The organism is Exobacillus caeni (genome assembly GCF_005747095.1).
In the GTDB taxonomy this organism is placed as follows: domain Bacteria; phylum Bacillota; class Bacilli; order Bacillales; family Guptibacillaceae; genus Exobacillus; species Exobacillus caeni.
Genome location: NZ_SWLG01000008.1, coordinates 154,734 through 170,365 on the forward strand (window position 1 = coordinate 154,734; position 15,632 = coordinate 170,365).

Sequence of the window (15,632 nt, forward strand, 5' to 3'; positions counted from 1 at the left end):
GGAATAACTTATTTTCCTAACCCTATTCGAAAACAGTTAAGGAAGCGAATCGTCTTTCCTCTGTGTCTGATTTGGGGGAGGGCCATCGGTGTTCTTTTGCATTGGAGTCGTTTCTTGCCCCATTCCTTTTAAAAAGCTTAAAATCAGTGTGATCGCCCGGTTGATTTCAGGGTCTTTTAAAGAACGGACGAGATCAAAATAACCTGTTTTTTCATCCGTATCCGGTTCTTTCGACATATTGGCAATTCCCGCATCGACTTTCAATAAAATCGGTTCAAGCTGCTTTACGTTGATCATTCCCAGCGTTCCAAGCATCAGTAAAAGGTTTTTTATCGTGTTGGTGTTTTCCGGTTTGTCCGCTGCTTTAACCATGATGTCGAGCACTTTATCTCCCTGGCCGAACATGCCGTTCAACAATGAAGTGATACCACGCTCATGCATATGATTGATCACTTCAAGCGACTCGAGGATCGCTTCTTTGTTTTTCACAAGGGCATCCTCAACTTCCTCAAGGTCTTTCTTCTTTTTCTCCTCTTCTGTCAGCTCCAGTTTGTGTATCTTTTTTATCGCTTTAGCCATGTTGTTTTCGCTCCTTTTTCACAAGGTCCCCAGGGAATATATAATCGTCTCTATCCCATTTTTTCTGAACCTGGACTCCTATTTGAGGCTGCGGGTTTCCATAGCGATGGTTGATTTTAGGCAACGGGTTGATGCCTTCGCCTTTTAAAATTTCCATTTTAGCTTTCGTTTCTTTATAAGCAGGTGTATCAGTGTCTTTGTCGGAATAACTGCTTGTCAAAAGGTTGATCGCAGCATCTCCTGAATCATTCATAGGCAGGTATACTTCTTTCCCGCTTACACGATCGGTAATGAGACATTGTACTTTAACATTTCCGTACGGCGAGGAAAGCCTTACGAGCGTTCCGTCTTTTATGCCTCTTTCTGCAGCAAGTTCCGGTGAAATCTCAAGGAAAGTCCTGGGAGTCTTTTCAGAGATTCCTTCCGATTTATATGTCATGTTTCCTTCATGGAAATGCTCGAGCAGCCTGCCGTTATTAACATGGATATCATACTCTTCCTCATACTGGACAGGTTCTGTCCATTTTACTGGCCAGAACTGAGCTTTACCGTCAGGAAATGGGAATCCGTCAGTGAAAAGCAGCGGTGTGTCTGTTCCGTCTTCAGCAACTGGCCATTGCAGGCTTTTATATCCCTCAAGCCTTTCATAATTAACTCCGGCAAAAAGCTCTGTAAGCTGAGCGGCTTCTTCCATGATTTCTCCCGGGTGCTCATATGCCCATCCTGCTCCTAAGCGGTTAGCAATCGCCATAATGATCTGCCAGTCAGGTTTCGAATCGCCAAGCGGCTCCATTACCTTATAAAGGCGCTGGAAGCGGCGTTCCGTATTGGTAAACGTACCGTCTTTTTCTAAACTCGGGCTTGCTGGTAGAACAACATCAGCGAACTCGGCGGTCCTGGATAAAAAGATATCCTGCACCACGAAAAAATCAAGTTTTTCATAGGCTTCATGGACATAATTGATATTTGAATCAACGATCCCCATTTCTTCACCTTTAAGATACATCGCCTTAACGGTACCCTCATGAATACCTGCGACCATCTCATGGTTGTTCAGTCCTGGATGTTCCGGGAGCGGGACACCCCATGCCTTTTCATACTTTTTACGGACTTTTTCATCAGTGATCTTCTCGTAACCAGGCATACGATCTGGCATGCTTCCAAAGTCACTGGCACCCTGTACATTATTATGGCCCCTGAGCGGATAAGCTCCTGTTCCAGGACGTCCATAATTTCCTGTAGCAAGAAGGAGATTTGAAATCGCTGTACTTGTATCGCTTCCACCGAGATGCTGGGTTACTCCCATCGCCCAGAGTGTTACGACACTGTTCGCTTCATGGATCATTTCAGCCGTTTTGATAAGATCTTCCTTTGCGATTCCGGTTATCTCAGCAGCATAGTCCATCGTATATTGCTCAAGGCTTTCCTTATATTCCTCATATTTATTTACTTTGTTTTTTATAAATCCTTCATCTGCCCAGCCCTGGTCTATAATATATCTTGTCACTGCAGACAGCCAAACGATATCAGTTCCGGGACGAGGCTGGATGAACAAGTCTGACCTTTCAGCCATTTCATGTTTTCTTAAATCTGCTACGATCAATTTTTGCCCGTTTAGTTTATGGGAACGTTTGACTCTTGTGGAAAGGACCGGGTGAGACTCTGACGTATTGGAACCAACTACGATGACGAGTTCCGACATTTCGATGTCCTTGATCGATCCCGCATCTCCACCGTGCCCAACTGTTCTAAATAACCCCATCGTAGCCGGTGTCTGGCAATATCTTGAACAGTTATCAAGATTGTTCGTACCGATGACTCCTCTAGCAAGCTTTTGCATTAAATAGGATTCCTCATTTGTACATTTAGAAGAACTGATAAAACTAAATGCATCGGGTCCGTTCTTTTCTTTTATCTCATTGAATTTTCGAGTGATCAGATCAAGCGCTTCATCCCACTCCGCTTCCCGGAATGCATCACCTTCACGGATTAGCGGTTTCGTTAATCTCTCTTCACTGTTTACAAAATCCCAGCCGAACTTACCTTTTACACATGTTGAAATCCCGTTGGCAGGTGCTTCCACTTGAGGGTCGACCTTTAAGATTTCACGACCTTTTGTCCAGACATCAAAGCTGCAGCCTACACCGCAGTATGTACAAACTGTCTTTGTTTTCTTAATGCGTTCGTCACGCATCGCTGATTCCATATCGGAGATCGCCAGAATCGAACCGTAGCCAGTTTCAACATTTTTTGTAATCTCAATCATCGGCCGAAGCGTTTCTTTGTTGATGCCGGTCATGTAACCAGCTTCCCCTTCCATCCCCTTTTCCATCATGGCATTACAAGGGCAAACAGTTGAACAATGTCCGCACGAAACACAGGAGGATTCGTTGATCGGAACATCATTATCCCAGATAACGCGCGGTCGCTTTCGTTCCCAGTCAATCGTCAGCGTTTCCGTAACCTGAACGTCCTGGCACGCTTCAACACATCTTCCGCAGAGGATGCACTGGTCAGGATCATATCTGTAAAATGGATGTGAATTATCAACAGGGTCAGGTTTTTGTTCAAACGGAATACTTTGATGATTGATCTTCATTTCCTTTACGGTGTTATGTACCTCGCAACTTCCGTTATTGTAATCGCAAACTGTACAATACAATTCATGGTTATACAAAATTCGGTCCATCCCAATAACCTGGGCATCTTTCACTTCTTTTGCAACGGTATCAATTACATCACCGTCTTTTAATTCGGTGGAGCATGAGCGCACCAGCTCGTCGTTAACCCGTACTATGCAAGTGTCACAGGTCTCTATCGGCCCAAGACTCGGATGATAGCAAACATTCGGTACCTCGATCGAACTATCTGACAATAGCTGGAGGACTGTCTGGTTTCCTGTTGTTTTCATATCGACACCATTAATATTCACTGTTATTGTGTCTGCCAAAAGTTCTTCACCCTTTCCCTTAATAGTTTTATGACCAAATCTTCTGAAACTCATTCTTTTCAATACCCTCTTGCGTATGGCTGCAAACCTTTAAAAGTATTAATTTTCTGCATTCGGTTATAGTCATGATCTAAAATTATTGAAAAATGGCAGGATGTTTTTTTTCTGGTAAAACGAGGGAATATCAAAACTTAAATCATTTGTTAGGGAATGTGATATCTTTTTATGAGAAACTCAACTTCTATTATTATTGTTGTCATCATGCTGGGGGTAATCGTTTTTTCATTAGTGTCGCCATTTATGCCTCAGGAGGAAGAACAACACCAAAAAGACGCTAAAATGCCGGATAAATTGCATCCTGTTGTAGAAAAAAAGAAGAACAAGCTTATCAGGAGAGCAGAAGATAAAGGAATCAATGTAGTTATTACAGAAGGATTTCGTTCAGTTGAAAAACAAAATGAGCTTTATCAACAGGGCAGATCAGACGAAAGTAATATTGTTACAAATGCTAAAGGCGGAGAATCTTACCATAACTATGGACTTGCAATCGACTTTGCCCTAAAACGAAAAGATGACGTTATTACCTGGGATTTAGAATACGATGGAAACAACAATGGGAAATCAGACTGGCTTGAGATTGTAAAAATTGCTAAATCATTAGGTTTTCAGTGGGGTGGCGATTGGCAGCATTTCAAAGATTACCCTCATCTGCAGATGGACTTCGGATTAACGATAAGAGAGTTGCAAAACGGTCGATGGCCACCAAAAGAAGATGCCTAGCCACCGCCGATTTTCTTTTGGTTAACGGTTTGTTGGCCAAGATCCTTGCATTTTTCTTAATTGAATTATTTGCCCAGTATGATAGGCATCATGAAGCATTATATCTAATAATTTCCTCTCAAGTGAATTTTGGTCAAGTTGTTCATCCGACATACTACTCACCGCCTGAATCAATTTACGCTGAGCATTTTCGGAACGTACAACCACTTTCTTCCATACCTGATCATCATTAAATTGATCCGTAAGAGAAAAGGTTTCATCGCCATCGAGATTATTGGTCCATTCCCGTCCTTCCAGGTGCGCAGTGAGTCTTTCTTTATAATAGATTAAATGATTCACGTTCTCCCATATACTTTTAGTTGCCTCTCCAGAGGGTTTCCAGATGGCCTGTTCGGGTGTTAGTCCTTCGATCGCATCTTTGAACGGTGCATACCAACTTTCTTTGTCGTATGTAGTATATAACAAGTTTAATAGCAAGGTAATTCTTTTCATAATCGACTTCTCCTTGAACGTTTAGTATTTTTAACAATTTAAACTAACTTTTGTAAAAAGATAAAGACTTAAATCACTTTAACCTGCCAGGTTCTTCTCTATGAGTTATTACTTCGACTTGCATAATCATATCCCTTTTTAAGTTTAAAACTGCTTAACAAAACAAAACGGTAAACATTTTTTTACGAACTTTATTAAATTAGGTAAAGAAAAACTATAATGGTTCTTTCTCTTGTTAGTTATATAGAAAATAATAGATAATTAAGTTGTCGGACCGACAGAATCATCTGAAAGGAGGTCGATTATATTGATCAAGTGTGAAGAGGTGACTTCCGTTTAGGCGGAAATCTCACCATATCGGAAAGGGGCTGTGATTCGCAGCCCCTTTTATAATTTTCTGACTTTTCATGTTTCGAAAATCAATTTATAATGAATATATGGCTTACTGTTTCTGAATTTAAGTGAAGTTTTTCAAATACACAATGAAAGGAGTTTTAAACAATGTCTGGATTTTACAAGTCAGTAAACGTACACCTTGATCTAAATAAGGAGGACGTAAACTTTGCAATACAAAAACGGAAAAGAGGTGTTCCCTCCTAATTTGCTGAAGGAGCTGCAGAACTACATCGAGGGTGAACTCATTTACATCCCAAAGAAATCGGACCAGCGGGCTCGATGGGGGGAGCTTAGTGGATCACGGAAATTAATCACCAAAAGGAACGAGGAAATTTTTCAAAATTATAAAGAAGGCTATACTTTTAAAGAATTAGAGAAGAAATACCATCTTTCGATTGAGAGTATTCGGAAAATCATCTATAAAACAAGAGAAAAGGACGAACAGAAGAAATGAAACGAAGGACGTGCTCATGATGGATACGGATCGTATTCAGGACATGAGTGGCGTCCTTTTTCACCAGGATTAAATCTATAATGAATGCAGCAATGTCTTTCCTTTCTTGTAGTCCTCTACCATAATCTTTTCAGGCACAAGACTCCCTCCTGTTGCCCACACAAGCTGGGTTCCGCTGGCTAAACTGTTGTTTAGTTTAACAAGAGATACATCATCCGTCTTTGAAAGTTGAACAGGGCCATACATACCTGCAAGCGCAGAAGGCTCAAGCTGTATGTTCTCGCAATCAACAAGAAGTGCAAGCATTTTAAAGAGCTCATCATCATCGACTGTATAGACACCACTGATCAATTTCTTCACTATTTGTCCAACAAACCTCGATGGTCTCCCTACCGCAAGTCCATCAGCTGCCGTACGGTTATCAATACCAAAGTCCTGAACTGAAATCTGATCATGCTTATCTGTCATCAAACCCAGCAGCATCGACGGCGAATGAGTTGGTTCGGCGAAGAAACAGTGAACGTTTTCTCCAAACACCTTTTTTAATCCATATGCAACCCCGCCGGGACCTCCCCCCACACCACAGGGCAGATATACCACAAGCGGGTGGTTTTCATCTACATGAATTTTCATACGGTCTAGCTGTTTCTTTAAACGGAAGGCCGCCACTGCATAGCCAATAAATAAGTCTTTTGAATTCTCATCATCAATAAAATAACAAGTATCTGACTTCAGGCATTCTTCACGGCCCTTTTCAACTGCCTTGCTAAAATCAGACGCATGCTCTACAACCTTTACTCCCTTTTCTCTTAGCAATTCCTTCTTCCATTCCTTCGCATCATGCGACATATGTACCGTGACATTAAAACCTAGCTCTGCACTTATGATCCCTATACTTAAACCAAGATTTCCTGTCGAACCTACTGCGATTGAGTAATCAGAAAAAAACTCTTTAAACTCTTTTGATGACATTTTTGAATAGTCATCGGTAATGGAAAGCTTTTTATTTTCAATCGCAAGTTTTTCCGCATGCTTTAACACTTCATATATTCCACCACGTGCTTTGATTGAGCCCGCTATCGGAAGCTCATTATCGCATTTAAGCAGGAGGTTTCCCTTGATCCTGCAATCATATGTATCTTCCAGTCGGTTTTTCATCAGCTCGATATCAACAAGCGGAGACTCGATCAACCCGTTGGACGATTCTGTTTCAGGGAAAGATGCCTTAATAAACGGCGAAAAGCGATGAAGGCGGGTTTCTGCCTCCTTAATCTCTTCTATTCCTACGGCCACATTATCTTTCGTTTGATCCTGACTATTACGGTTGATCCAAAAGACTTCCTTTGTTTCAACCAACTCTTTAATCAATGGATATTCCTCTATCCATTTATCGATTGGCTTTCCTGCAATCATCAAAGACTCCACTCCTCCCTGATAAAAGTTAGAATTAAACTAAGCATAACACTGCGACACAAATTTTGTAGCAAAAAAAGAAGCCGCCGAAGCGACTTATCCTAAACCTGTTCATCTAACCCTTGTTCATTTAACAAACCATACCTTTGAAATCTTTTCATTCTTAACTCCATAAATCGCTATGGCATCAACTTCTATGCCATTTGCCCTTCCTGTGACAAACTCTTGATCAATGATGATATTTTCTTTCACGATTCTTGAAAGCAATTCAGCATGGTTATTCGGATTTTCCTTAAATAACTTAGTGTATCGCTCCCTCATTGCCTCTTTTCCGGTGTAAACAACACTGTTGGTAGGAAAATTAAGAACAGTAACGTCTTCACTATACTGTGCTAAAAAAGCTTCAATATCCTGGCTGTTATAGGCATCAAGTTGTGCCTGGGCCAGCTTTTTTGCTAGTTTACTCATTACGCTCCCTCTTTCAATTGGTTTTTAAGATGATAGCCTGGGAAAGCGTAGCTGTAGTTGAGATATTTTCAAAATTTAAACCAAGCTGTACAGCAGTCTGTGCGATTTCAGGCCTGATTCCTGATAAGGTGGTCGTGATTCCAAGCAACTTTAATGTATCGATCAATTGAAACAGTTGATGTGCTACCATCGTGTCTACCATAATTACTCCCGATAAATCGATAAATAAATGGTCAAGCCCTTTTGCAGAACTTTGCTGCAACGTTTTTTCTAAAACAGTCTTCGCCCTGTATGTATCAATCTCCCCTACTAAAGGAAGCAGCCCAGTCTTATTATTAAGCGAGATAACAGGCGAACTCAACTCGTTGATCACTGCTTTTTGTGACTCTAACTGGCTGTTTAGATAGTTTGCCTTTTCCTCCGTAAAACGAAGAATTGCAATATCAAACACATCTATTATGCTTTGATTGTAAATTTCCTCTTTCTGTCGGCTAACCTTGTTTTCGGAAACAAATTCTTTTAAAAAGCTTAAATATTGCTCCCTCACATTGATGAATTCTCTAATAATAAAGTGAGTTGGAGTTTCCAAATGTTCTTTGTCTGCAGCCAGGTTCAGTATCCACTCATCAAACTCCTTAACGAAAGTTGCTTTTTCTTCTATAAAAATTTTACATGCATGCAAATGGAATTCATAATTATGTTCTTTTAACCGTTCTATTATTTCAGGATCTGATGAGGCATAGACACCTTCAGGATCACTTTTATCAAGAGACTCGTACCATTCTTCCGTAAGCCGTTTAGCTTTATCTAACAGAAAAGCATATAATTCACGGTTTCTATGCATTTTATCTTATCCCCTCCACACACATATATAACAAAACTATTGTTTAGCAATTTTCCAACTGCCTCTGCTAAGTATACCCTAAAGAAAGACCTTTGGTATATATAATGTATCTTCAACCAAAAATGCGTGCAGAACAGCACGCAATATCTGATTCAAAAGGCTTTCCACTTTACTTTCCAGGCTTCTTTATACCGCTTCTCAACCTCTTTCCAATTTACTATATTCCACCAGTTGTCGACATACTTGCCTCTATTGTTTTCATACTGGAGATAATAAGCGTGTTCCCAAACATCAAGCGGGAGAAGAGGAATAACGTCCCACTGGCTGAGATTTTGATGCTTTTCTGCCTGAAGGATTTCGAGCCGATGTGATCGGGGAGACCAGACAAGAATCGACCAACCTACTGCTTCCACTTTCTTAGCTGCTTCAGAAAAGTGGTCCTTAAACATTTTAAAACTGCCAAAGGAACGCTCGATCTCTTGCATTAAATCCCCTTTTGGCTCTCCACCTCCTTCTGGGCTCATCACATTCCAGAAAATTGTATGCAAGTAATGCCCCGCTCCGTTAAAAGCCGCCTCACGTTCCCAGTGTTTAACTAACGTAAAGTCATTGTTATTCCTGGCATTTTGCAATTCCTTTTCCGCTTTGTTTAAACCGTCTACATAGCTCTGATGGTGCTTATCGTGATGAAGTTGCATGATTCTCCTGTCAATGTAAGGTTCGAGCGCATCATATGCATACGGTAACGGCGGCAGTCTATGTTCCCCGATTGGAACCGGGGAACCTTCACCAATATTTTCCTGATCGCTCACCATGCTAAACTGTCTCTTGAAATGAAGATCATGCGCCCGCTGGTTCAGGTAAAAAGCCATTTTAGAGTCGATGGGGCTGCCCCTCCATTTCAAGTAATTAAGTTCGGTAATGAAAGTATTTAATGCAGCGTAATATTCCTGTGGGACATTTTCTGAATTGATTCCCCTTCTTCCTGCTTCTTCCACTTCTTTTGTAAGTTCTGTGACCCATTCATCAAGGTCGTATAAATATGCCTGTAAATCATTTGATTCCCTCAAAGAATCCCTCTCCTTTCGTTCGTCGTTTTTACTATATGTAACAGGCGCCTGGAAGGAAGGTTGTTTCATAAAGACAAAAGGCTTTCCCAGCGAGCTAACTTTCTCAGAACATACAGGTATATAACCAAGCACTTATCCATTCTGCAGTTAAAAACCTCTTTTAATATGTTTTAAACAAAGCTTCTGCAAATAAAAAATGACGCGCTTATTCGCACGCCATTTCTTATACGTTATTTTGTAACGATAGCTTTTTGTTCAAATTGCCCGCTAACATCTTTACTCTTATCAAGTACACTTACAACCACAAACACGATTGTCGAAAGTGGAAGAGCGTAGAATAATGGGTCAATGTGTGTCCATGGAAAAGCGAAGAGAGCATCTTTCCCAAAAATCGCCTTAGATAGTCCTATTGGTCCGGACTCGGCAGCATGCATAAACAAGAAACCAAAAACACTTACGCCAAAGCCAGTGATCATACTGTAAATCGCTCCGGCTCTTGTAGCACCTTTCCAGTAAAGTGCTCCGATTAGGACTGGCAAGAATCCTGCTGCACAGATGCCGAACCAGAATGCTGTTGCACGAGCGATGATACCCCCTGGTAAAAGATAAGCAAGAATAATTGCTGCTAATACTCCTATAATTACGCCGAGGCGAGAAAGGCTCTGCTTGTTTTTAAAACCTGCCTTGATTCCCATCGTATTCATTATATCTTCACCAAAAGCTGTTGCCTGTACATGAATCAAGGAACTTATGGTAGAAATTGTTGCTGAAAGCAATGTTAGTGTAAACAAGTAGATAAACCATTCCGGCATAATGGCATTGATAATTTTAGGGATGACTAGATCTGAATTTCCTCCAGCTACACTTATCGCAAGCTGACCACTATTTTCCATAAAGTATACATTACTCAGAGGTCCAATCATGAAAGCAGCACCAGTCATGAAGAAGATGAATATACCTCCAACAAGAACAGAACGGTATAATGCCCTGTCATTTTTAACCGTCATACAACGCATTGCAAGCTGGGGCTGAGCAAGAACTCCGATCCCTACACCCATGATGATTGTACTGACAAGTGTCCACCACAAAGGGGAACCTAACACAGGCATGCTTGTCCATCCCTGATGGCCGCCTTTAGCAAGAGATTCAGGCACCATATCCTTTAAAGCGGATAAAGCGGCATGGCCATCAATAATTCCGCCAACAGCGTTATATGTCACCACAAGGAATACGATCATACCGACGAGCATTATCACTGCCCCGAATGCATCGGTATACATAACCGCTTTAATTCCACCGCTGATAACATACATTGCAACAATTGCACCAAGAAGCAATAATGCAACGTTAAAGTTCATCGAAAGCGACTCTTGAAGGAAGCGGCCGCCCCCGATCAACACAATACTCGTATAAGCTGGCATAAAAATAAAAATCATTGCTCCTGCAAACACGGTGATAAATTTAGACTCGTACCTTTTACCTAATAATGTTGGAAAAGTCGTTGCATCAAACTTGATAGAGAGCCTTCTGATCCTGGTACCAAAGACTGCAAATGCAACAAAAATTCCGAGAACGATATTTAGGAATGCTAACCATAAAAGCCCCATCCCAAAGATAGATCCGGCACCGCCAAATCCAACAAGGGCAGAGGTACTGATAAACGTGGCCCCATAAGAGAGTGCCATGACAGTCGGGCTGATGCTTCTCCCTCCTACAAGGTAATCCGCTTCACTCGTCGTCTTCTTATAACCATAATATGCAAGTCCAGTCATTATTGCCATGTAAACAAGAACTAGAGGGATTAAAATTGCCATATTCATTCAGCGTCACCCCCGCGATTCCACATTACCGCACCAAAAATAACACAACCGACAGCCGACAGAACAGTCAAGATCCAAACCAACGCAATCGATGCGCTTTCCATACCTAACATTCACGATTCCTCCCTAAAAAATTATCAAGTCTTTAACCCCTTGTTCTATCTATTGCAACACTCTTCTCATCGAACAGCGTAACAATCCTTTTAAGCACCCTTTATGAAAGCGCATACAAAAATCATCGTTAAAAGAGCCGCACTTCTCCTCTTTTAAACAAGCACCTTTTCATTAATCAGGCGGCTCAACTGAATTGATATTTATGGCCGGAACTAGTAGGTACCTCCTCATCCGGGCATTTCTTAATCCATTTTATTTTCACCATTTTGCCATCATAACTATCTAAATATTCGAATAATTTAACACCGACGAATTCTTTATTTCTTATGGGGTCGACATCTGCTATCCCTTTATACTTCTTCCCTTCTACTTCCAACTGGACTTCATAACTGCCCGTAGATGGAAGTAAATAGTTTTCATCAATGAATACTTCGACAAACTTTTCTTTTTTTCCTTTAAGGTAAAAGGGCTCTTTAGCTTTACCTACAAACAGATAATAGTCACCAAGAAAAAGTGGAATATCACCAACATTTCCTTCTGAAAGTAATTCACGGATCTTAGTAGAACTGATCTTCTCGTTTTGTTCCTCCATCTTAGATACAGTGGTGACATCGAAAGAGCCTGCTCCATCCTGTTCGATGGTTTGCATAGATCCTTCACCCTTAAAGCCATATCTAAAATCAAAACCTGCCACAACATGCCGGCAATTCAACCCAACAAGGTATTGCTTAACAAAGTTAGCATGGTTTACTTTTGCAAAATCCAGGTTGAAATCAACGATGAAAAGCTGCTCCACTCCCTGTTCTTTAAACAGTTCCATCTTAATGGGAAGGGGGGAAAGATAATGGGTGATCTTTTCCTTACCTTTAATCAATTGGCTTGGATGTGGATAAAAGGTCATCACCGAAAGCTTCACTTGCTTTTGCTCGGCAATCTTTTTCGCAGTTTCTATAATACGCTGATGACCACGATGCACTCCATCAAAAAATCCAAGCGCCATCACACATGGTGCATTGTTTTCCAGAGCCTTTGCATCGATCGGATGTTTCAAACGAGTTACCCTCATATCTTCCACCCCCTTTAAATCAACTGATATTGCAATATTTCCCTTCGAAAAACGCGAGCGGCGCCCCTTCTTCTTTCACAAAAATATCTTCCACTTCACCGATATACAGCGTATGGTCCCCTGCTGGATGTGCCTCATAAACACGGCACATAACATTTGCAAGCGAACCGCTGATTACAGGCAGGTCGTTGAACCAATCGAACTCAATTTCACGCTTATCTTTGATCTGGCCAGCAAAATACATCGACATTTCTTCCTGCTCATCGGACAAAATACTTACTGCAAATCTTCCTGCTTTTTTGATCTTCTCATGCATCGTCGCATTGTGCCCCACTGAAACAACGACTAACTTCGGATCAAGTGACACCGACATGAACGCATTCGCCGTCATCCCATGAACATCATCGTCACACTTCGTGGTAATCACCGTTACTCCTGTCGCAAACTTCCCCATCGCGTTACGAAACAAACGACTATCCACTTCAATCCCTCTCTTCTTTTATCTTTTTTTGCTGGTAATGAGTTTTTCTTAACTCTTAAAATGAGACCTCGGAGCGGAACATCTTCGCTCTCCCTAAAAAAGATTAGCATACTGATCTTTTGTAAGAGCGCACCGATAGACTCGTTGTAACATGGGCTTTGTCATGTTTGGAATCAAAGGGTTCTGTCAATCGAAAATAACTCATTTACCTTTTCAAAGATCAAATTACAAAAGTTGGCTTATGCTGTGCCAGGGCAGCTTCTTTCGTTTCGATCGGCTTTCCTGTCTGGATATCAAGTACGGTCGATGCTTCTTTAAACCAGCAATCCGGCGCTTCATGGCCCCAGAATGTCTGTCTTCTTGGATCGTTGATATCCCAGCGAACCGGTTCAAAGTCAGGATCTCCAGTAAAGTAGTCACCTGTATAAAGTTCGATGCGATGGCCGTCCGGATCGCGGAGGTAAAGGAAAAACGCGTTCGATAAACCGTGGCGTCCAGGGCCACGCTCGATGTTAGGGCTGTAACCGATCGAAGCAAGTACATCACATGCATGGATGATACTCATCGGATCGCTCAACCAGAACCCGATATGGTGAACACGAGGCCCTTTGCCGTTCATGAAGGCAACATCATGTACGGTAGGCTTGCGGTGAAGCCATGCTGCCCAGATTTTATCTTCCTCTGTAGCCGTATACTCTGAGCAAGCGAATCCAAGCTTCTCAATGTAAAAGTTATACGCCTTTTCTACATCCGGCACCATACAGTTGAAGTGATCGATTCGCTGCACCCTCGCTCCACGGTACATTTCGTAACGCTGAAGGAGGCGATCGACTGTTTCCATCTTTGCAAAGAACTCAACCGGGATCCCAGAAACATCCTGGACGCGGAAGGAACGTCCTATAGCCCGCTGCGTACCTTCTTCCATCCATTTCACTTGAAAGCCATCTTTTTCAAAGAAAGAAGCCAGTTCTTCAAGGTCATCCTCTGAACGCATTTTATAGCTCAATACCTCAACGTTTGGCTGATCCGCTTTTTTCAAAACAAGGCTGTGATGGATATGCTCTTCAAGGCCGCGAAGATAAATATGGTTATCATCAGCTTCTGTCTCCACAAAACCAAGTGCTTTCACATAAAACTCTCTTGATTTATCTAAATCAGTTACATGAAGAATCGCCCTTGCTGTACGGATAATATCAAAACCTGCCATGAATGCTCCCCCTTACACCCCGGCAAAATCCGGTTTTTTAGATTTGGTGTTGCTTAAGAAGTCTTTCACGAATTCTTTGTAAGGTTCTTTATCATAATTATCAAAGTAGGTCATGCCCATCTTGACCGGATCACCGAAGAAGTAGTACTCATAGTGCATCTGGCGGCCGCCGAATGCGCTCAGCGTCAGATCCCATGCCAGACGGAACAGTTGTACACGATCGTACCCCTCCAGGTTCTTCGCCTGTACAGCACGATTTAACAACGGACCGATCTCTTCATGCTGGAAGTCTGCTTCTGAAGGGATACCCATCAAGCCGGAAGCGCCAAGAATCCTTAAGATCTCTACAAGGCGAGGATAAATTCTAGGGTACCAGTTACGAGCTGCATCTAGTGCTTCATAATCCGGCGTCATAGTGCCTGATTTGTCCAGCTTCGCGTTATGCTCCGCTCTATAAAGGTGGGAACGCATCGTCTCTAGCACAAGCATGATTTCTGTACCTTTGTCTTTTACGTGCTGGAACTGGTCGATACCTATCGAATCCATCAGGCTAAGCACTACGCCAAGGATAAACTCCGTTTTGACAACGTTTTTCGCAACAACCTGGTGAGCCATATGAACAACCGCATTCGTCTCACGGAAAGTACGGTTACAAATGGAAGAATCTTCACAAACGAAAACGCGCTCCCATGGAACAAATACATTATCAAAATATACAATCGCATCTCCTTCTTCAAAACGAGAAGAAAGCGGATGATCCCAGCTGCTCTTGCCGTAGTCAAATGATTCACGGCTGAAATATTTTAGTCCAGGTGTGTTGTTAGGAATCGCAAATGCAAGCGAATACGGGTCGTCCTTCTCGCCGGAGCGTTTAACCGTTGATGGGAAAACAAGGATTTCATCAGTGATGCCACCCTGAGTCGCTAACAAACGAACGCCATCAACGATGATTCCGTCTTCTCTTTTTTCCACAAGGTGAAGGGCGACATTTGCATCCTTTTGCTCATGCTGTGCCTTCGCACGGTTCACCTGCGGGTGGATAAGTGTATGGGTTAAGCTGATATCGTTCTCACGGCAGTACTCGTAATACTTCCTTGCGTTTTCAGCAAACATCGGATCTGCTTCAGCAAAAAGCTCGTTGTTCATACCCATCGCCATTACTTCTGCGTTCAAGTAATCCGGAGATCTACCCATCATGCCTCCAGAAGTTCGAGCCCATTCCTGGATCGCTTCACGGCGCTTGATCAAATCTTCGATCGTTTTTGGCTGAAGGAACGTCATGCCGACCTTGTTTCCAGTTGTAGGAGATGTATAGAGCATTTTTTCCTGTTTTTCATATTGAAGGTCATAAAGGTTCGCCATGGAGTTGATCACATTTTTAAAAGCTGGATGCTCTGTTACATCGTCAACTCTTTCCCCATGAATATAGACGTTATTGTTTGCTTCTTTTAACCGTGCTTTATATTCGCTGCCTGTTTTTGCTGGCATTGTTGCTCCC

15 protein-coding genes are annotated in these 15,632 nt (G+C 42.0%); 2 read left to right on the top strand and 13 right to left on the bottom strand.

The features are described from left to right. Nucleotides 1-36: 36 nt before the first annotated feature. Together FCL54_RS13045 and fdhF are read right to left on the bottom strand one after the other, a co-directional pair. Complete coding sequence (locus FCL54_RS13045) at nt 37-579, bottom strand: helical membrane plugin domain-containing protein (RefSeq protein WP_138127069.1); 543 nt, start codon at nt 577-579, stop codon at nt 37-39. Then, a complete protein-coding gene (gene fdhF, locus FCL54_RS13050; protein WP_425467125.1) occupies nt 572-3,583 on the bottom strand; it encodes a formate dehydrogenase subunit alpha in 3,012 nt (1,003 codons plus the stop codon). Before fdhF ends, FCL54_RS13045 begins: the two co-directional genes overlap by 8 nt. Nucleotides 3,584-3,754: 171 nt before the next feature. Between fdhF and FCL54_RS13055 the strand changes: the two genes are divergently transcribed. After that, on the top strand, nt 3,755-4,309 hold the full coding sequence (locus FCL54_RS13055; protein WP_138127070.1) for a M15 family metallopeptidase: 555 nt from the start codon (nt 3,755-3,757) through the stop codon (nt 4,307-4,309). A 21-nt stretch (nt 4,310-4,330) separates the two neighbouring features. On the opposite strand, the gene FCL54_RS13060 is transcribed toward FCL54_RS13055, so the two are convergent. Further along, nucleotides 4,331-4,801, bottom strand: coding sequence for a DinB family protein (locus FCL54_RS13060; protein ID WP_138127071.1), 471 nt, complete (start codon nt 4,799-4,801; stop codon nt 4,331-4,333). Nucleotides 4,802-5,363: 562 nt separating this feature from the next. Here FCL54_RS13060 and FCL54_RS13065 point away from each other — a divergent pair. Then, nucleotides 5,364-5,651: a CD3324 family protein gene (locus tag FCL54_RS13065; RefSeq protein WP_138127072.1), complete on the top strand. Its 288-nt coding sequence runs from the start codon at nt 5,364-5,366 to the stop codon at nt 5,649-5,651. A 75-nt stretch (nt 5,652-5,726) separates the two neighbouring features. On the opposite strand, the gene FCL54_RS13070 is transcribed toward FCL54_RS13065, so the two are convergent. The 10 genes from FCL54_RS13070 to hpaB form a co-directional block, all read right to left on the bottom strand. After that, on the bottom strand, nt 5,727-7,064 hold the full coding sequence (locus FCL54_RS13070) for a D-serine ammonia-lyase (protein WP_138127204.1): 1,338 nt from the start codon (nt 7,062-7,064) through the stop codon (nt 5,727-5,729). Nucleotides 7,065-7,190: 126 nt separating this feature from the next. Beyond that, on the bottom strand, nt 7,191-7,532 hold the full coding sequence (locus tag FCL54_RS13075) for a nuclear transport factor 2 family protein (protein ID WP_138127073.1): 342 nt from the start codon (nt 7,530-7,532) through the stop codon (nt 7,191-7,193). A gap of 13 nt (nt 7,533-7,545) precedes the next feature. Continuing rightward, nucleotides 7,546-8,376, bottom strand: coding sequence for an STAS domain-containing protein (locus tag FCL54_RS13080; RefSeq protein WP_138127074.1), 831 nt, complete (start codon nt 8,374-8,376; stop codon nt 7,546-7,548). Nucleotides 8,377-8,528: 152 nt separating this feature from the next. Continuing rightward, nucleotides 8,529-9,446 carry a superoxide dismutase gene (locus FCL54_RS13085; protein ID WP_246055232.1) on the bottom strand — a complete coding sequence of 306 codons (918 nt, stop codon included), beginning with the start codon at nt 9,444-9,446 and terminating at the stop codon, nt 8,529-8,531. A 230-nt stretch (nt 9,447-9,676) separates the two neighbouring features. Further along, nucleotides 9,677-11,266 carry a sodium:solute symporter family protein gene (locus FCL54_RS13090; RefSeq protein WP_138127076.1) on the bottom strand — a complete coding sequence of 530 codons (1,590 nt, stop codon included), beginning with the start codon at nt 11,264-11,266 and terminating at the stop codon, nt 9,677-9,679. Further along, nucleotides 11,263-11,379, bottom strand: coding sequence for a symporter small accessory protein (locus FCL54_RS24810; protein WP_425467126.1), 117 nt, complete (start codon nt 11,377-11,379; stop codon nt 11,263-11,265). Before FCL54_RS24810 ends, FCL54_RS13090 begins: the two co-directional genes overlap by 4 nt. Before the next feature lie 185 nt (nt 11,380-11,564). Then, entirely contained in the window at nt 11,565-12,446 is an 882-nt protein-coding gene (locus FCL54_RS13095; protein WP_138127077.1) for an adenylyltransferase/cytidyltransferase family protein, read from the bottom strand. 19 nt (nt 12,447-12,465) lie between these two features. After that, nucleotides 12,466-12,927 (bottom strand): flavin reductase family protein, encoded by a 462-nt coding sequence (locus FCL54_RS13100; protein WP_138127078.1) that lies wholly within the window; start codon nt 12,925-12,927, stop codon nt 12,466-12,468. Nucleotides 12,928-13,147: 220 nt separating this feature from the next. Continuing rightward, nucleotides 13,148-14,134 carry a 3,4-dihydroxyphenylacetate 2,3-dioxygenase gene (gene hpaD / locus FCL54_RS13105; RefSeq protein WP_138127079.1) on the bottom strand — a complete coding sequence of 329 codons (987 nt, stop codon included), beginning with the start codon at nt 14,132-14,134 and terminating at the stop codon, nt 13,148-13,150. A gap of 12 nt (nt 14,135-14,146) precedes the next feature. Beyond that, nucleotides 14,147-15,622 (bottom strand): 4-hydroxyphenylacetate 3-monooxygenase, oxygenase component, encoded by a 1,476-nt coding sequence (gene hpaB / locus FCL54_RS13110; RefSeq protein ID WP_138127080.1) that lies wholly within the window; start codon nt 15,620-15,622, stop codon nt 14,147-14,149. Nucleotides 15,623-15,632: the final 10 nt, after the last annotated feature.